The sequence below is a fragment of the Lysinibacillus sp. DFXJR4 genome (genome assembly GCF_057196045.1).
Genome location: NZ_JBXUNW010000006.1, coordinates 99,332 through 117,529 on the forward strand (window position 1 = coordinate 99,332; position 18,198 = coordinate 117,529).

General features: G+C 35.6%; 18 protein-coding genes and 1 riboswitch. Of the genes, 8 read left to right on the plus strand and 10 right to left on the minus strand.

The window, feature by feature from the left end; all coding sequences use genetic code 11:
* Positions 1 to 33: 33 nt before the first annotated feature.
* From AC2CGN_RS14450 to AC2CGN_RS14460, 3 genes are all read right to left on the minus strand, one after another.
* Positions 34 to 900, minus strand: a complete 867-nt coding sequence (locus AC2CGN_RS14450) for an NmrA family NAD(P)-binding protein (RefSeq protein WP_429988251.1) — start codon at positions 898 to 900, stop codon at positions 34 to 36.
* Complete coding sequence (locus AC2CGN_RS14455) at positions 897 to 1,373, minus strand: hypothetical protein (protein ID WP_429983362.1); 477 nt, start codon at positions 1,371 to 1,373, stop codon at positions 897 to 899. The genes AC2CGN_RS14450 and AC2CGN_RS14455 overlap by 4 nt, the downstream gene beginning before the upstream one ends.
* 92 nt (positions 1,374 to 1,465) lie before the next feature.
* Positions 1,466 to 2,005: a MarR family winged helix-turn-helix transcriptional regulator gene (locus AC2CGN_RS14460; RefSeq protein WP_484514575.1), complete on the minus strand. Its 540-nt coding sequence runs from the start codon at positions 2,003 to 2,005 to the stop codon at positions 1,466 to 1,468.
* A 547-nt stretch (positions 2,006 to 2,552) separates the two neighbouring features.
* Positions 2,553 to 2,658: riboswitch (SAM riboswitch) on the plus strand.
* 123 nt (positions 2,659 to 2,781) lie between these two features.
* Here AC2CGN_RS14460 and AC2CGN_RS14465 point away from each other — a divergent pair.
* Positions 2,782 to 3,519, plus strand: coding sequence for a cyclase family protein (locus AC2CGN_RS14465; RefSeq protein ID WP_429983363.1), 738 nt, complete (start codon positions 2,782 to 2,784; stop codon positions 3,517 to 3,519).
* A gap of 40 nt (positions 3,520 to 3,559) precedes the next feature.
* Here the strand turns inward: AC2CGN_RS14465 and AC2CGN_RS14470 are convergent, their stop codons facing one another.
* Positions 3,560 to 4,150, minus strand: a complete 591-nt coding sequence (locus AC2CGN_RS14470) for a DedA family protein (RefSeq protein WP_429986296.1) — start codon at positions 4,148 to 4,150, stop codon at positions 3,560 to 3,562.
* Between the two features lie 155 nt (positions 4,151 to 4,305).
* A complete protein-coding gene (locus AC2CGN_RS14475; protein ID WP_429989424.1) occupies positions 4,306 to 5,079 on the minus strand; it encodes a Cof-type HAD-IIB family hydrolase in 774 nt (257 codons plus the stop codon).
* Positions 5,080 to 5,396: 317 nt separating this feature from the next.
* Between AC2CGN_RS14475 and AC2CGN_RS14480 the strand changes: the two genes are divergently transcribed.
* The 3 genes from AC2CGN_RS14480 to AC2CGN_RS14490 all read left to right on the plus strand — a co-directional run bounded on the left by AC2CGN_RS14480 (position 5,397) and on the right by AC2CGN_RS14490 (position 8,075).
* Entirely contained in the window at positions 5,397 to 6,092 is a 696-nt protein-coding gene (locus AC2CGN_RS14480) for a DUF2225 domain-containing protein (RefSeq protein WP_429983366.1), read from the plus strand.
* A gap of 22 nt (positions 6,093 to 6,114) precedes the next feature.
* Entirely contained in the window at positions 6,115 to 6,468 is a 354-nt protein-coding gene (locus AC2CGN_RS14485) for a hypothetical protein (RefSeq protein ID WP_286923549.1), read from the plus strand.
* A gap of 182 nt (positions 6,469 to 6,650) precedes the next feature.
* On the plus strand, positions 6,651 to 8,075 hold the full coding sequence (locus AC2CGN_RS14490) for an erythromycin esterase family protein (RefSeq protein WP_429989422.1): 1,425 nt from the start codon (positions 6,651 to 6,653) through the stop codon (positions 8,073 to 8,075).
* Between the two features lie 43 nt (positions 8,076 to 8,118).
* On the opposite strand, the gene AC2CGN_RS14495 is transcribed toward AC2CGN_RS14490, so the two are convergent.
* Together AC2CGN_RS14495 and AC2CGN_RS14500 are read right to left on the minus strand one after the other, a co-directional pair.
* Complete coding sequence (locus AC2CGN_RS14495) at positions 8,119 to 9,294, minus strand: DUF4272 domain-containing protein (protein ID WP_484514579.1); 1,176 nt, start codon at positions 9,292 to 9,294, stop codon at positions 8,119 to 8,121.
* Positions 9,295 to 9,324: 30 nt separating this feature from the next.
* The gene (locus AC2CGN_RS14500; RefSeq protein ID WP_484514581.1) at positions 9,325 to 10,599 is read right to left on the minus strand and encodes an SMI1/KNR4 family protein; all 1,275 of its coding nucleotides are present in this window, start codon (positions 10,597 to 10,599) and stop codon (positions 9,325 to 9,327) included.
* A gap of 289 nt (positions 10,600 to 10,888) precedes the next feature.
* On the opposite strand from AC2CGN_RS14500, the gene AC2CGN_RS14505 reads away from it, so the two are divergent.
* On the plus strand, positions 10,889 to 11,530 hold the full coding sequence (locus AC2CGN_RS14505; protein WP_484514583.1) for a TetR/AcrR family transcriptional regulator: 642 nt from the start codon (positions 10,889 to 10,891) through the stop codon (positions 11,528 to 11,530).
* Positions 11,531 to 12,322: 792 nt separating this feature from the next.
* On the plus strand, positions 12,323 to 13,732 hold the full coding sequence (locus AC2CGN_RS14510; protein WP_429983370.1) for an alpha/beta hydrolase family protein: 1,410 nt from the start codon (positions 12,323 to 12,325) through the stop codon (positions 13,730 to 13,732).
* A gap of 50 nt (positions 13,733 to 13,782) precedes the next feature.
* Here AC2CGN_RS14510 and AC2CGN_RS14515 read toward each other — a convergent pair whose 3' ends face one another.
* Positions 13,783 to 14,613 carry a MerR family transcriptional regulator gene (locus AC2CGN_RS14515; protein ID WP_286923543.1) on the minus strand — a complete coding sequence of 277 codons (831 nt, stop codon included), beginning with the start codon at positions 14,611 to 14,613 and terminating at the stop codon, positions 13,783 to 13,785.
* An 85-nt stretch (positions 14,614 to 14,698) separates the two neighbouring features.
* Between AC2CGN_RS14515 and AC2CGN_RS14520 the strand changes: the two genes are divergently transcribed.
* Both AC2CGN_RS14520 and AC2CGN_RS14525 read left to right on the plus strand, forming a co-directional pair.
* The gene (locus AC2CGN_RS14520; protein WP_484514586.1) at positions 14,699 to 15,166 is read left to right on the plus strand and encodes a GNAT family N-acetyltransferase; all 468 of its coding nucleotides are present in this window, start codon (positions 14,699 to 14,701) and stop codon (positions 15,164 to 15,166) included.
* A complete protein-coding gene (locus tag AC2CGN_RS14525; RefSeq protein WP_484514588.1) occupies positions 15,153 to 16,484 on the plus strand; it encodes an MATE family efflux transporter in 1,332 nt (443 codons plus the stop codon). Before AC2CGN_RS14520 ends, AC2CGN_RS14525 begins: the two co-directional genes overlap by 14 nt.
* A 53-nt stretch (positions 16,485 to 16,537) precedes the next feature.
* Here the strand turns inward: AC2CGN_RS14525 and AC2CGN_RS14530 are convergent, their stop codons facing one another.
* Together AC2CGN_RS14530 and AC2CGN_RS14535 are read right to left on the minus strand one after the other, a co-directional pair.
* Positions 16,538 to 16,738 (minus strand): excalibur calcium-binding domain-containing protein, encoded by a 201-nt coding sequence (locus AC2CGN_RS14530; RefSeq protein ID WP_347342932.1) that lies wholly within the window; start codon positions 16,736 to 16,738, stop codon positions 16,538 to 16,540.
* Positions 16,739 to 16,972: 234 nt separating this feature from the next.
* On the minus strand, positions 16,973 to 18,184 hold the full coding sequence (locus AC2CGN_RS14535) for an MDR family MFS transporter (RefSeq protein WP_484514590.1): 1,212 nt from the start codon (positions 18,182 to 18,184) through the stop codon (positions 16,973 to 16,975).
* Positions 18,185 to 18,198 lie beyond the last annotated feature (14 nt).

Genomic DNA, 18,198 nt, shown 5'->3' on the forward strand with positions numbered 1-18,198 from the left:
AAATTGGCTCTTTCATAAGAGCCCCTTATATTTTTATAAAAATTTCTCTTTCGTTTCATATAAAAATGATTCTAATGAACGTGGCTCTTTCCCTAACAAGCACCTAACTGTATCAGTAGGTTTTTCTGGCACCATTACAGACATTATTTGAATTTCAACAACATGGTTCGCTAACCAGATTGGCATCTCATTATGCTTTATCAAATTTTGCCTTAATATATCTGGGTCCATATCAATATAGCGGACAGGGTGATTAAGAAGAATGGTTAACTTTTCCGCTACTTGTGGATAACTGTACACCTTTGCCCCTGTAAGTGTATATATTCGACCTGCTAATTTCCTATTCATAAATATTTCTGCTGCCACATCTGCAATATCTCTACAATCAATAAAATTGCATTGTGCATCTCTCATACAACCAAAAAATACTCCTTTGGAAGAAATGGTGTCCCGCCATTTAAGTATATTTTGCATAAATGCGTAGGGACGTAATATTGTATATTTCAGGCCTGATTGCATTAATGTTTGCTCAATTTCTTGATGCCATCCAGCTATAGCTACTGGACTGCTTTCTTGATAGAGAGGACAAGAAATTTTTACAACATGCTCAATACCGACCTCAATTGCCTTCTGAATAATGGATTGCTCAATTTCAACCTGCCTTGGTGTATTGGATAATGCTAAAAACAGCTGACTAGCCCCAGACAGTGCGCGATGTAAATTGTCAGGATTAGAGACATCTGCTGCCATAAATTCTACAGCAGAACAATCTAAGCTGTTTACTTCATTTAATAACCTGTTTGGATCTCTACTAATTACTCGGATTTGAGTATCCCTCTTCATTAAGCTTTTTACTAGTTCTCTACCAATCATTCCTGTTGCTCCAATTACTACTATCATTTTTTAACGCCTCCACTATGAATTTTTTTATGAATACTGTATTTCCATCTCCAAGCAATCAGTCCACTAGCAATTGTGGAAGATAAGGGGAGATCTATCCAAAGAAAGTAAAATGCATTTAATTGTTGATGCTGAATAAAGAAATTGATTACTGTGAATGTTATCCAAGCACCGATTAACCCTAATAAAAGCCCTATACTTAAAAATAAAGCTACAATTATAGAGTAATGTCCAAAAGCAATTCGACTTTTATAAATCCCGCGTTTTTGAAACCATAACCCGATTACCCAAGCAATTATTGCTGAAGATCCACCAAGAGAAGTACAAGCTCGGATTGATAGTGAGACATCACTGGTGAAAAACCCTCCAATTCCAGCCATAATGGTAGGCATAACAAACGCAATCAATACTTCTTGCCACAGAATAAAGCTATTTTCTTGATGAATATCCTCAACTTCGTTAATCGTTTTCATTTTAGACCTCCATTTTTCCACAATATATAATTAGGTGCCTAACTATATATCAAAAAGGAAAGCTAGCCTACCAGCTAACCTTTTTGTTTCTTTTAATCATATGAGCTATCATCACTCGCTGCAATTCCTTGCATTATTCTATCTAATAACTCAAGAAAAACCCCTCGCTCTTCGACACTTAGAAAGTTAACAATTGACTCTAACCAAGCAAAATGTTCTGGAGCCATATCTGATAGTTGTTTTTTTCCTTTCTCAGTTAATGTCACTAATTTTAGACGACCATCCTCTGGACTCAAACGCCGTGAAACTAGTCCATCTCTTTTCAAAATATCAATTAAACCTGTCACAGTAGCTCTTGTTATCCCAAGATGCTCTGCTAATTGAGATGGCAATTCTTCACCATCATTGTCTTCAAGATCAGCTAATAATCGATAACGCCCTGTAGATAAACCAAATTTGGAAAAATGGTTTTCCGCAGCACTTCCTAGCATCGCACCTGCAGCTATTAATCTCGATGCAACAAGTATAGCCTGTGCATCAACTTCTAATTGATAACGTTCAATTTGACTTTTCGATTGAGCAAACGAAGGAGCGGCATTCATATCATACATTTTATTTTTATCTTTAACCATACATGTAGTATGGCACCTAACTATTTAAATGTCAAATATTTCTTTTATACCAAATCCACATAATAAATTATGTTCTATCAATGAATTTAAATTCCTATTGACTAACGAAGCCCTGTCTCCATGATGAAAATTGTAAATGAATTCCGCACTTTTTGGCTTAAGATTATCTTCCCTAGATTGCGCGTTGGGGTTACCGTACTTCCTAGTCTAATTTCTAAACATTTCCTAGCTTTAAAAGGAATGGTTGATTATGATACTAGCCTTATAACACAAGGAGCATTGGAGCTTTATTTAAAAAATGGAATGTTTCATTCACATGGTACAATGCTTTCGAATTAAAGCCATTGGCGAAAATTACTTTTTACAAAAATCAATACATAAAAACAAATCAATCTCTAATTACACAAGGTCTTCAAAAAAATTCATGGCTGTAACAGAGAGAATAAAAAGTTACACGTTTTCCTTGTATCCCTATTGAACTTGTAAACTATAAATAAATATGCTATTGTATTTGTAATCGTTATTTCTGAAAATTCTTATATTGCATTTCTTATCAAGAGAGACGGAGGGATTGGCCCTATGAAGTCTCAGCAACCAGCCTATAGGTATGGTGCTAACTCCAATTGGCAAAATGTTTGCCTTGAAGATGAGAAGACTAACATTTGTTGCTTTACACAAGAGTCCTCTTCTCCAAGGAGGACTCTTTTTTGTGCTTATGATTGGACAAGTAAGACAAACAGGGAATAACTCATACTAATAGAAAGCAGGTAAATACGATGTCGAATGAACTTTTACAAGCAGTGCAGCTATTGAAATCAAGAAAATGGGTGGATTTAACACATACATTTGGACCAAATTCACCTCACTTCTTTATGTTTGAGGATGCAAAGTTTGAAACCTTATTTTCACATGATGATGGTTTCTTTGCGCAGCAATTCACTTTCCCTGGACAATATGGAACACATATCGATCCACCTATCCACTTTGTTAGGGACACACGCTTTTTAGAAGATTTGGATTTAAAAGAATTAGTACTACCCTTAATCGTGATTGATAAATCGAAGGAAGCCGAGCAAAATAATGATTTTACCTTAAGTGTTCAGGATATTCTTGACTTTGAGGCTGAGCATGGAGAAATTGAAGCAGGTACGTTTATTGCCCTACGTACCGATTGGAGTAAGCGTTGGCCTAATAAGGATGCCTTTAATAATAAGGATGCTGAGGGTCATAATCATATACCAGGTTGGGGATTAGAGGCATTACAGTTTTTGTTTAAAGAACGAAAAATTAACGCTATTGGTCACGAGACTTTCGACACTGATTCAGCAGCGGATTTTCGCAAAAATGGTAAGTTAGATGGTGAATATTTTGTACTTGAGCAAGACACTTATCAAATTGAGCTTTTAACAAATTTGGATCAGCTACCGCCAAAAGGGGCTGTCATATTCAATATTGTACCGAAACCTGAAAGAGCGTCTGGATTCCCTGTTCGTTCATTTGCCATCTTACCTTAAAAATAAATAAGGGTCTTATTCGCTTAGAAGAATCAGACCCTTATTTATTTCTTTTTTTGAAAAAATAATAAATGACCAACATTAATATGATGAATACTACGATAAGATAAATACTGTAGTGAGATAAGTAAAATCCCACATAGCGCCACTTCTCACCTAATACTTTTCCTAATGTAATAAAAGTAAATGTCCAAATAAACGCGCCTGCATAAGCAAAAATGGCAAATTTTCTATATGGATAGTTGTTAATGGCTGCTACATATGCGGTAAGATGGCGTACACCTGGAATAAAGTAACCGATCAGTAATAAGGCTGGTCCTATTTTCGTAAACAATTTTTTAGTAAAATCAATTTTTTGCTTAGTAATATGAATCTTCGGGCCATATTTATGTAATAAAGGTAGCCCGAATCGATAACCTATATAATAACTTAAAGTAATGCCACCTATTGCCCCGATAGTTGCACTAAGTAATGCCGGAACATGTTCTAGCGTTTCTCGATATACACTATATCCTATATATGTTAAAAATATTTCATCAGGAATAGGCAGCCCGACAATCCCTCCAATTAGGATAAGAATTATGCCAAAATACCCGTAATGTTCAATAAGAGATTGTACATGATGTGCCATAAAATCATCCCACCTAAAGCATTTTAATAACTTTCGTTAGCTTTATCATACTCAATGTAGTTAACATTATGAGTGCTATAGCTTCAATCATTTTTTTCTTTAACATCCCCTCTAAATTTACTAAAAATATGACTCGATTCCAAATGATTACTTTCTTAAATTATTTGTAGCTCTTGCAAGGCGTGATATATACCCCCTTCAATGGATTTTTTCGTTATATAATCAGCACTATTCTTCAATGCCTCACTTGCATTACCCATTGCAACTCCAAAACCAACCTGTTCTAACATATCTATATCATTATCGCCATCGCCAAACGCAAGTGCTTCCTCAGAACTTAAATTGAAATAATCAAGTACAGCCTGAACAGCAATCGATTTGGAAATATCAGATTGCAATACATTCGTAATATACGGATGCCATCTTTTAAATTTTAAATGAGGAAATTGTGTTGTATATATTTGCTCAATATCTTCATTAGCATATAAACACATTAGATAAATTTCCTGCTCTACAATATTCTCATGAAATTCAGGAAATTTAGATAAAGATAATGTTTCTTGCAGGGCTTTTAGTGTCCTTGGCTTGTGTACGTTATTCATAAATAATTGTTCTGTAAAAAATGAAAGACTTTGTTTATTCTCATTAGCAAAGGCTTGAACTGCTTGGACTATATTTTTGTCAATTGGTACTTTATGTATTACCTGATTTTGATGCTTAACATATGCACCATTTGCGGTTATAAATGTCTCTATGCCTATGTTTCTTAATCTTTGACACATTGATAAAGGTCTACCTGTAGCCGCAACAATACGAATTCCCCTCTGTTTTAGCTCATCTATTGCCTTCTTCGCGCTTTCTTCAATACAGCCATCTTCATAATTAATAAGTGTTCCATCTACGTCAAAAAAAACAATTTTACAATCCATCCTATACACCCCATTTTCATCCATTAACATAAGTGATTATAAATACCTATATTAAACTCTTAAAACTTGTTCGAACTAAAATAATTCATTTAACTTTTTTTCATTATACTGAAAAACACTATTGCAAATACATATAGAAACCTCAACAAACAAAAAAGTAATAATATTTTCACTTTAATAATGCTAAAGGAGTATACCAAAGAACATAGAATTGTTAAAATGAAAGATAATCAATTAAATACATTGAACGATAATACCCATCGTAAATATAGAACAAAAGAAATAATTAATAAATCAGCGTAAAGGAGTTGATTCTTATGGCATTTAACATTTACTACTATGAAAGTAGCGTGGATTGTAAGTTTTGCAAAAAGCACTTTACCACTTATAAGGTACGTCCTAATCGTTATAAAATTGTCGAAGAGCAAACAGATTTCATGCCCGTCTATGAGGGCTTAAATCCATTGCTATATGAAGTCGCTGTTTGTCCGTTTTGTGGCTATGCCTACCATAAATCCATGACAAGAACCTATGGGCCTTTCATGCTCCTTATCGATGAGCTGTACATTAAAGAGCTTCAAAAACCTATGAACATCTGTCAAGAGCGTACAGTGGACGATGCCATTATAAGTTTTAAGCTTGCTTATTTAGTGTCCAGGGCATCTATGGAAGAATCACTTCTTATGGCAAATTTCGCTTTAAAAATTGCCTGGTTATATCGCTTAAAAGAGGAACAGGAATCAGAAATGCGCTACCTTTTTGCGGCAAGAGATTTTTACAGTAAATCATTTGCATCCAATCAAGAAGGTAGTGAAAGAATTCAATATTTACATGCAGAATTAAGCCTACGACTTGGCGACATGACTGAAGCGAAAAAGGGATTCTCTCGATTAATTGCAGATCGAAATGTTTCCAATAAATATCGTAAATTGGCTCGCAATCGCTGGGAAAATTATAAGTATGATGAACAGTCAATCATCTTAAACGAAGATATTGGAAAAATTATAAATTGAAAGGATAAGGAGAGAAGTTACTATGCACCGATTTGTCAAAACAATTGATGTGAGAGAGGAAGATATATTTTCGGAACTACATCATTTTTTACTTAGAAAAAATAATCGCTATTTAACAAATGATGAGGTCATTGCATTAACGGGGGTTTCCGTGGAGCTGCTTTATAAATGGGTGAAGGCAGGAAAATTAAAAAATTCAATTTTCCCTAATCTAGGTGCCCCTTGTGAACGATGTGGGCAAATTACACAGAAAAAAATTTGTATTAGCTGCTCATCAACAATCGTTAATACATTAAAGCAGGAAGAAAAGGATCGTGCATGGTTTAATCAAATACAACGCAACAATCACAGGACTAGTACATACCACTATAAATGAGTTAAATACAACACCTCCACAGTGTCCTATCTGTTTGATATCACACTTTTGGAGGTTTTTTATCTATCTTCCTGATTCAAACCGTAAATCCAAATTTAAACAAAATTTAAACAGAAATCTCCTTAACTTTAAACTTACCTGCGTATAATTGGGTTCAATCTATTGCGAGGGATTGATGAACAATGACAAAAGGGAAAAGAAATAAAATGCTATTATCTTTAAGTATTGCATTGACAAGTTTTATAGCATTTAATGGGAATGCAAATGCGGCAGTGGCTGCTCCAAAGATAGCAGAGCAGACAAGTTTAGAGCAGGGATCAGAAGTAAAGCAAGCTCGTACATCCAATGAAGCACTACAAGACTGGAAGAATTGGGTGAATGACCATGCATATAGTTTAAATTCCATTCAGCCTGAATCCTTTGAATCAACAAAAATTGCATCCAGTAAATTTGAAGATTTAGAGATGCTTAAGCCCTTATTACACGATAAGCGTATTGTTTTTTTAGGGGAAAGCTCGCATGGTGTAGCAGAGTTTAGCCTAGCAAAAACACGTATCATTCAGTTTTTACACCAAGAAATGGGCTACAACGTCCTTGCCTTTGAAAGTGGTATGGGGAACGTTATGAATGCTCAGGGGAAAATTGATAAGCAATCGGCTCAGCAGACAATGAAGGATGGAATTTTTGGTGTATGGTGGTCAAAAGAGACCCTACCGTTATTTGAGTATACTAAGAAAACCCAATCTACAGAGCAGCCTCTTATGTTAGCTGGCTTTGATATTCAACAACAAGGTGCCTTTACAGATGGAGGATGGCTAGAAAATAATCAGCTTGCTAAACAGTTCAGTGAAGTAGAGAATCAGCTTGTAGATTGGACCTACAGCAAGGATTTAAAAGGATATCAAAAGGCCAAACCAAGCATTATCGATGTGTATAAACAAGTAAAATCACAAATACCGCTTAAAGAGAAAGAGTTAAAAGCAGCTTATCCGAGCGAGCCTCATATTACAAAGCTTATGGAACGTACATTAACTGACCGTATACGCTTAGCAGAAGAGTATGTAGAACTATCTATTCAATCAAACATTGATATTGAGCAAAATAAATATGATTCATTCTTTAAAACTATGGAATGGCGGGATCAAGGCATGTTGGAAAATTTACTTTGGCTAGCAGAGGAGATTTATCCGACTGAAAAGTTTATTGTTTGGGCACATAATGATCATATTCGCAAGGCCCAATCTGAAGTAATGGGCTCCCCTTATGCGCTAAACTTAATGGGTGAACGTCTACCAGACATCTATAAAAAGTATAGCTATGTACTTGGTCTATATATGGCAAGCGGAGAAAATGCAAGCAATGCACGTGAAACTTGGTCTGTATTACCTCCAGTCAAAGGATCTACTGAGGATATCCTTTCCTCAATGAAGAAGCCATACACATTTATTGATTTACGAAATCGCCAAAACGAAAGAGGTAATTCATGGATGTTTGAGCCACGTATATCCTATAGTTGGGGAGTTATGCAAGAGAGCTTTGTTCCTCGTGATCAATTTGACGGCATCCTTTTAATTGATAAAGTAAGAGTTCCAAATTATATCGAATAAATTTTATAGCATTTAGCAAACTAGTTTTTCTAGTTTGCTATTTTTAAGTATCCATCGAAATCGTATCCCAGTCTTCATTGTGATGACCAATCAACCAGAATAGGCCTCTGCGCCTTTCCATAACAATACTTTCATTTATATCAGCAGGAGTCATTCGTTTTTGTATACGACTGTCTACGCAAGCCCAGTGTAGCCTATAGGTCTTGTCGGCTTCATCCAATATTTCTTCCTGGCTACGCATCGTAGTTTGAAGATAAAATTGCTCAAACGTTTCACAGTTAGAAATAACTTGAATAGCAAACTCACAATCACATACTTCATCAGGAAAATCAAGCTTGTCAACAAATCCAAGTACCCAAATTAGTGTCCAATAAGCCTCATATTGCCATGAAATATTAATGGCTTCCTGTGCATTTGGTTGTTGACTATATAAAAAGGCTCTTTCATTGTCAGTTAGAATGTCTTCTACTTCATATTTACGCAACATACTGATAAAAAAGTCTCTTGATTCCGCTACATTTTCTCCTTGTGCCACATCACAAGCAAATTGAATAACAATTAGTAAAGCTGCAGCTCTCCTAGCAATATCCTCTTTGGTTTTAAACTGACAAGCCTCAATTGGTGGAAGTTGCGGGAGTGAATCTGTATATGGAATACCTTTTTCTTTTAAATAGGCTATTGTTTTATTCTTTCTTTGATGGCCTTCTTCCGATGTCACCTCTTGTCCCCTCACCTTTTGTGTACAGGCATAAGGTCTAAAGTTGGATGGTCCCGATTGTCCATCAGGATAAACAATGACTTCTCCTTCTTTGTCTAATAAGGTGCCATTGGGTACAAAGCCAATACCCCCTATCACTGATAGTAGATTTGTAAATAACTGCATCTGTTCATCTTTTATCTCTTTTTCAGATTCAATTGCAATTACTGTATTTAACACAGAAATTTGCGTTAACACTAATTCTTTTAAATTGTCATCTTCAAAAGGAATACTGTTGTAAAAGCCCATCATTCCAGGAATATTATTCGCAAAGTATTCTGGGTTTGTATCTTCAGACATCACTCTAATCTTCAACTTGCATTTATTAAATAATGCTTTGGATTTTATGAGATACTCATCTTCATTTTTTTCAACAGTAAAACCTTTACTAAACACATCAGAAATCTTACAATCTATATCCTCTATATTATTCAAAGAAGCAAATATAGTAAAATAGTTCAAGCATTTCTCCTCCTTACAACCAAATAGGTTTCACCAATGATTCAAGCCTTCTAGAGCTTGGTTAAATAGCTGTTTATTTTTTCGTAGTACTTCATTGTCCTTCCAAAATGCAAGCAATGGCAGCCATTTCTCCTTATCTACTTGAGCTGATGGCTTAATTTCCTGCTGCATCATTTGACATACTGCTCGTATAGCTGTTAGGCGCTCTGCTTCACTACCATTCAACCACTCAAATAATGTTTCTGCACTCGGCTGTGATTCGACTAAAAGCTGATCCCATCCACCTATTGGAAAGGAAACATAGGGTTTCATCCAAGCTATCGTTTTTGGGCTATGAAAATGACGTAGTCGATGTAAAGCTGTGTAGGAATCGATTTGCTCTTTCTGAATATCTTGAAGAACAAGAGGTAGACCCTCTTCTTCTGGTAGACAGAAGGCTGTTAAATAATCTCGAATCTGATTAGGTATATTATTTTGGTCTTTCCAAAGTGTCCTTACCCAATCACTTGCCTCTGTTGCACAAACCTCTACTAGCACCTTACACCATGCTTCTTTATCTACTAGACGCAGTGATTGTTCAATTTGATTTCGAAGTACAGTATACACATTTCTAGAATCGAACCGTGTAAATGCTTTTTGAACTTTTTCCTCTTTCACACCATGCATCGATACATATATCAGTAAAGAATCCAGGTGATATATAGCTTCCTTCCATGTCGTAGTTAAATATTGTTCAAGCCACTTTAGCCAGATTTGAGAGCTGGTCAGGCTTAAATCCAGTCCATCCTCACTACAAAACTGTCGATACTGTCCACAATCTACTCCTATGCATCCTAAAGTTGTAACCCTCTCTATATAATCCCTAAAACGCCAGGCTAGTAGGTCGAACTCATCCTCCTCATGACTCCAATACCAAACAGAACCATCCTCAACCTTCATAAGAAGTGCATCACCGTTGCCAGCCGTATGAAATTGTAGGTATCGCTGTTCATCTTCATTTTCACAGTCTCCACCAAAATCAGGGAATTCGAGTTCCTCCAAGCTCCAACCAAAATTACCTAAAGGCGTGTCCAGCTCAATAGGAAGTAGTGCCTCATCAGGTAAAGACCAATACACTCCCACTTGTCGAGAACAATGAAGTAATACATCACGGAACTCAGAAGGAATCGGAACACCAAGCCGCATCTCTACCATTGCTAGCTCTTGCTCAGTCGCTACAGGCTTTATTTCAAGTGGATGCATCCAAGCTCCTTGTTGTTCAAGCTGTTTTAATAAATGCGTCCATCGATCAATCCATATTTGCATGACTATTCCTCCATGTAAAGAAAAGTACTTTCGGATAAAGTGTTACATTTTTTCTCCATTAAATGTATCGTCAGAAGTTCATTTACTTATTAGGAGTAGACTTTAATTTACCTAAAAACACGCGGATCTTACCTCCATTTAAACTCAAAATATATGCTAAATGGCTTACCTCTACTAGTTCTTTTCTAATTTTCTTATGTGATTCTCACAAATAGTCTATTGTTGACAATTTGGAGAACTGCCTCTAGTATTATAAATACATTCGAATGTATCTATAAGGAGATATTTTATGGCCAGAAATAAATATCCAGAAGTTACGAGAAAAAGAATAATTGAATCAGCTGTTAAATTATTTACTGTAAACGGTTGGGATAATGTAACAATTCAAGAGATTGTAGATGATGTGGGGGATATTACTAGAGGAGCCTTCTATCATCATTTTAAAACGCGTGCTGATGTTATTGATGCCATCACAAAGGAAATGCTAACAGCAAATAATTATTTTAATGACATATCAGATTTAAAAAACTTAAATGCTTTAGAACGTTTAAGACAAGGCATTTCCTTTTCAATTTCTCAAAGCGTAAAGGAAGAAGATTTATCCACAATTCCTTTTAAAATGAATTCTGCTGAATTTGTTTATAGTCGCATCACTGAAGGCGTACAAGTTGTTGCACCGGGTATTCAAAAAATTATTGAAGAGGGCAATCGAGACGGCTCATTGCAAGTTTCTTTTCCCAAGCAAGCAGCTGAAACCTTTACAATGCTTTTTGATATTTGGATGAATCCTGAAATATTTCGTGTAAGCCGAGCTGAATTCATTCAAAAAATTGAACATATAAGTTTGATGTTCAAAGGAATCGGAATGCCACTTATGAATGATGATTTGAAAGATGTTTTTTTAGCATTATTTGATAAAGTTCAGGAATAGTAGACTACTTTATGTAGTCATGTTGTTGAAATACTATTATGTCAATGACAAGGTGACAAATTAAAAAGTATAGCCCTTTTTCAAAACGAGGGGTTGATCTCCGTTCCGACTGAGTGCTTTCCTGGGGGCGTCCGATGAGCCGCTTCACTCGCGCTCCAGGGTCTCATCTGTGACGCTGAATCCCCGAGGAGTCACTCAGTCTACACTCCAATCAACCACTGGCATTTCACACAAATGTATAGTGATAGATTTGAAGTCTTAGCCATCATTATATTGTGCAAAAATGGAGCTTTGATAACATTTTTCTATGTGAATGAAGAGCAACAGTAATAAGTGGCTCTTTATGTAAAGTGAAAAAGTAGTTTTATGCATAGAATGTAGGTTGACAGCTATAGAATTGTACCACTATTCTATCCATTTAATGATGGTGAGTAACATGTTTTTATTTTACTTTTGAAGGAAGAAAATATTTAAAGTTCTACACTATTGCTGATTGGAGTGTAAGGCTACTCGACTCCCGTGGGATAGCGAGACAGACGAGACCCTGCACGGAGCGTCAGCGCAGGAAGCGGCTCGTCGCTCGCCCACCGGAAAGCGAGTAGCCTGGAACGGAAATCACCTTCATTTTGACTAAATATTCACAAAGAGTCCCTTGACCATTTAGTTTTTCAACTCTATGACTACTTTATGTAGTTTATTATTTTAATCTTTTACATACATTCGTATGTATATATGATTAAAACATTTTTAACTAAATACATACATTCGTATGTATGTTAAAGGAGATAAATGATGAAAACCTTAGAAATACTATTTACAATTATTTTATTACTATCGAGCATCTCACTGACTTTTAGACAACGTGGGGTAACTAGAATCAATCTATTTGTGATAGCAGCCAATTATAGTTTGTTATTTGGAACAATTATGACCATTGGTGCTAACTGGCGTATGATCCCTGCTTATATTGTTTTGCTGTTATTAACACTACAGGTTTTTGTGAAACCAAAAAGTACAATGGTTTCAAAGAAATTAAGCATGAAAATATTTAAAATTTTAGGTATTGTTGTTGCCACTTTTGCAATGTTCACATTACCAAAGTTATTTCCAATCATGTCTTTTCCAGAGCCGACAGGAGAATATACAGTAGGAACTCAGACATTTCATCTTATCGATAAAAATCGCAAGGAATTTGTCGTGCCTAATCATCAGGTGAATCGCGAATTAATGATTCAGGTATACTATCCTGCTGAAAAAGGGACAGGACAGCCTTCTCCCTACTTTGAACATATAGATGCGTTAACAGAGCAATTGGCAGCGACACAGGGATTTCCCTATATTGCTACGACACATTTAGGATTGACGAAAACCCATTCCTATCAGGATGCGACACCTATAAAGTCCAAAGAAAAATTCCCACTTCTATTATTTGCACATGGCATGAGTTTATATAGTAGCCAAAATACCTTTCAGCTAGAGGAATTAGTGAGTCACGGCTATATTGTTGTTGCTCTAAATTTTACAGGTGACGCGGCAACAACCATATTCCCTGATGGCGATCGAGTTGATTTTACACCAATTGAAAACACAATTACGTTCTTGAATAATCGCATCAAACTTTGGGAGCAGGATGCATCATTTGTTTTAGATGAGGTTATCAAAGCTGATTTTGATAAGAACTTCCATCCAATAGCCTCACTAATTGACTTTGACAACATTGGTATGTTAGGTCACTCTTTTGGCGGCGCTACTTCTACTCAAATGCTAGTAAAAGATAGTCGTATTAAAGCAGCAATTGATATGGATGGTGGATTGTATGGCGATTCAATGCCTGCACATGGACCTGCAAAGCCCTTTATGCTGATGAATGCTGAGGCATCCATTAACTTTATGAAGGAAGCATATAGCCAACAGCCTGGTAATCGTGACGAATTGTTTGTAGAATCTTATCTAAGAAATAAAACAATTGAAAAGCCTGGTGTCTATACAGCTATTATTCCGAAAACAAATCACGGAAGTTTTACAGATTTAGCAGCAGTTTCGCCGATTATTAATGAATCCGGAGCTGATGTAAATGCAATTTATAAATTAATTAATGAATTATCACTTGGCTTTTTTGATAAAAATTTAAAAGGAATCCATGAAAATAAATTAAATGAAATACAGAAGGCACATCCGGAAATAAACTTAACTTTACACTAAAGCATATAAAGGATCTTGTATAATTTTGGCTGTTGATAGGCAGAGATGCTTCAACAGCCTTTTTTTATTTCCACCATAATTTTTGTTACGTACTCCTCTTCACGATTTTTAATAACTGCATCATAAATATATTCCTCATAAACGTATTGCCCAAGTTCAAAGCCCTTTTCGCTCATGACCTTAAATAATCTCTTGTAGGATTCTCCAAGTGTCGCGGATGTCCCTACATGATATCCCACAATAAAATCCCCTTCAATCGCTTCGAAATAAGGATGACCCTCCTGTGGATGTGGCTGCTCAATATACAAGTAACTATAATTATCATAGTTACCCGCTAACACCTGCTCCCTCCTTGTAATCCCCCCAATTGGGTAACCTGTGTCTAGTTGAGAGCGATCCAACTCATCAATAAAATCGGAGACAGCCTTAACAAATTGCTCCTCCGTTGAATCCTCAATATTTCGACTTAAATACAATGTTGCCTCTGGTAAATGCTCAATCGTAATGCTATCAAAATCAAGATGTAGAGCCTCCTGTGTTAAATCAATTTTGACATCGATAATGCTTTCAATCATCTCCAGCTCTCTACGCTTTTTGGCGACAATTTCCTTTTGCTGATGCATTAAGTCTAGAAAACTTTCTGGTGATTTTTCAGCCATATATTTTTGAATATCCTTTAAAGACATACCTACCGCCTTTAACAGCTCAATGACACTAAAAAATTCATATTGAGCAATGGAATAATAACGGTAATCCTTATTATCCTTCATGATAGGCGATAATAAGCCAATTTGATCGTAATATATAAGTGTTTGTTTATTAACCTTACAGATTTTTGCAAATTCACCAGTTGTAAAATATTTTACATTTTTATTAAACATTTTTAAGTTTCTCCCCTTGACTATATAGTAACTATATACATTAGATTGTAGCTATTCACAATAAAATTAGAAAGGTTTTGACATTATGTTCACGGAAATACGTGACATCACAGCTTTAAACAAAGAGGAAATTTTAACGTTACGCATCGCGGCTAATCAGCAAAATTTTATTGAAAGCACGGACCAATGCTTAGCAGAAGCTGAAATCGATAAACGCTATATACCTGTTGGCTTGTACAGAGGGAATACGGCAGTCGGCTTTGCTATGTATGGTATGTTCCCTCATGTGGACAATTCTGAACGCGTTTGGTTAGATCGCTACTTTATTGATGAACGATATCAGCACAAAGGATTGGGGAAATACTTTTTACAGCAGCTTATTAATCATCTGGTAGCTACATACGGCTCCCAAAACATTTATTTAAGCGTTTATGACGACAATCTTGCGGCCATTCAGCTATATAAAAATTTTGGATTTATTTTTAACGGAGAGTTGGATGATAAAGGGGAAAAGGTAATGGTCAAGGAGGTGCATGACCATGACAACCATTAATCCAATCGAAACAAGACCTCTAAAGCCTTTGTTTTTATCATACCTATTCCCAGCTATGGTCGGTATGCTATTAATGTCAGTAAATATTTTAGTTGATGGCATTTTTGTGAGCCATGGTGTTGGACCAACAGCTTTAGCAGGTGTAAATATCGCTGTTCCCATTTTTTCTATTCTCCTTTCCATCTCTCTTTGGATTGGAATGGGTGGAGCTACACTATATTCTATATCTCTTGGAGAGGGCAATAAAAAACGAGCACATCAAATCTTTACATTAGCATTCACAGCAATGATTGTTGTCGTTCTGACACTGATTCTATTCCTTTTATTGAATCTAAAAGAGATCACCTATATATTTGGAGCCAGTGATGCTACCTACCCTTATGTTCAAGAGTATCTACACGTTATTTTAATCTTTGGTGTGTTTTATACAATTGAAAATTTACTAAGCATTTTTATTCGTAATGACGGCAATCCAAAGCTTGCAATGATGGGTTTAATCACAACATCTGTTTTAAATATAATCTTAAACTATATCTTTATTTTCGTATTCAATTATGGTGTAACTGGCTGTGCATTAGCTACAGCACTCTCCACAATTATCGGTATGTCAGTACTCTGCCTACATTTCTTCAGAAAGCAATCCGAATTAAGATTTGTACGTAATTTTTTCAGCATCTCTGATTTAAAGAAAATATTTTCAATCGGGTTACCAAGCTTTATTGTTGAAGCATCCGTGGCAGTAATCGTCATTCTTTATAACGTGACATTCTTACATTATTTAGGTTCTAATGGAGTCACTGCCTACGCAATGGTAAACTATATCCATACGGTACTGCTAACAGTTTTTCTTGGTATTGGAATGGCGCTTCAGCCACTAGTTAGCTATCATCATGGTGCAAGATTAGTAACAAGATTAACGGCACTTCTGAAAATTGGCACTGCCACAGCACTTATTTTTGGATTAACAACTGCTATTATCGCCATGTTATTCCCATCACAGTTAATGGCACTGTTCGGAGATAGTACATTTGAAATTCGTAATTTGGCTTCACAGGGCTTCGTTCATTTTGCTATCGGTTATATATTTCTTGGCATTAATATGGTGTATGCAGAGTTCTTCCAATCGATTGAAAAAATTCGGCTTGCCACATCTATTATGTTATTAAGAAGTATTATATTATTCATACCTACACTTGTGCTGTTGCCTAAGATTCTTGGCCCTCAAGCTATTTGGTGGACCTTCCCTGTTGCTGAGGGGATCACTGCGCTGCTAATTTTTATATTTATGAAAAGAAAATCACATACAATTTTAATTTAAATCACATGGAAAAAACCCCTTTCGTATTTTGCAACGAAAGGGGTTTATATTGATTATTTTTCACAAGCCCAGCCATCTTTATCTCTATCAAGATTTGCTGAATATGCTGAGTGACCCTTTTTTACACCTTTAGGGTATTTTTTGTTTAATTCTTTACAGCTTTTAAATGTCTCTTTTGCTTCTACCTCAGTATTTAATGATGTGAACGAAAATACTAATGTTGCTGTTAATAAAGTTAAAATTACTTTTTTCACTATAACACCCCCTCTTGGGTAATTTTACATAATCTAGCGTAATAATACTATAGTTATAGATGAAATATAAAAGGAGCCCCTAAAAAAGCTCCATTTTCTTTACTATTCATATATATCCTATAGCCCTCTAATTACTTCTATCTATGGCATTAATGTATGTTCAAACTTTTATTGTGCTATTGAAATCGCATTTGATTCAATATAATCATGTTGATTGTCCACAATTCTATCGAATCAAAATTTTCCACTTGTTAATGAATTTCTTGTATAATTCCTTTTCCCTAAATAAAAGAAATAGCTACCTAAGAGGGATATGAAGGCCATAAATAAAAACATCATTGTTCCTCCATACACTGACAGCAAGATGCCTCCAAACCAAGGACCTACAAAATTTCCAAACTCCCCTAAGCTTTGAGCGCCATAGTAAGTTCCACGTAAATGTGATGGTGTAATTTCATCTACTTGAGCATATTCAGCAGGAATAACAAGTATTTCACCTAAAGTAAATATAAGCATCGAAATAATGAAGGGTGTCCAATTGGTTGAAAAGGCAAACCCAGCTTCTCCAATAGCAAATAAAATACATCCAAATAAGATTCTTTGAGTAAATGTAAAACGCTCTGACCATCTCGTTACTGGAATTTGAAGTATTAGTACAGTGAAACCATTAATACTCATCAACGCTGCAAATAATTTTACTCCATCTATAATATTTGCTTGTAAGTGTTGGGAAAGTGTCACGGACATTTGACCATGCACGGTAGTTAATAACATTCCCCCAATAATAAATAATAGTAATGGCGTATCCTTACGCATTGTATTCCTTAATAATGATATATTAATGCTCTCCTCAGATACTGATTCATTCTCATCAATAGCTCTAAGCATAAAAAATAAAACAACGGCATAGATGATATACACTACGGAAGTTAATACAAATGCTATCGTACTGCCCCCAATACCTAAAAGCGCTCCTAGCATAGGACCTACAGAAAAACCAATATTCAATGCTAAATAACGATTAGCGAACATTTTATATCTTTTATGATCTGGTGTTAAATCAGCCATTAGTGCCTTAGAAACAGTGCCAAAAAAAGCCTGAGCTACTCCTCTAAGAATACTAAAGAAAAGTAAACCCATAAAATTTGTTGTACTAATAAAACCAACAAAGGCTATACTTAATCCTATTAAAGAAAGAAGCATTAATTTTTTTCTTCCAATAAAATCTGAAAGAACTCCCCCAATTAACCCGCAAAATGTTCCAGCTAAAGGACCTACACCAATAATAAATCCAATGGTTGCAAAATCTAAGCCTACAGATTGACTTAAGAAAATAGCTAAAAAGGGCATACTCATAGAGCTTGTTAGGGTAATTAAAACCGTACCGAAAACTAATACATGAACAACCGGATGATATTCCTTGATATAGCTTTGTATTTTATTCATTGTAAACCTCTTCG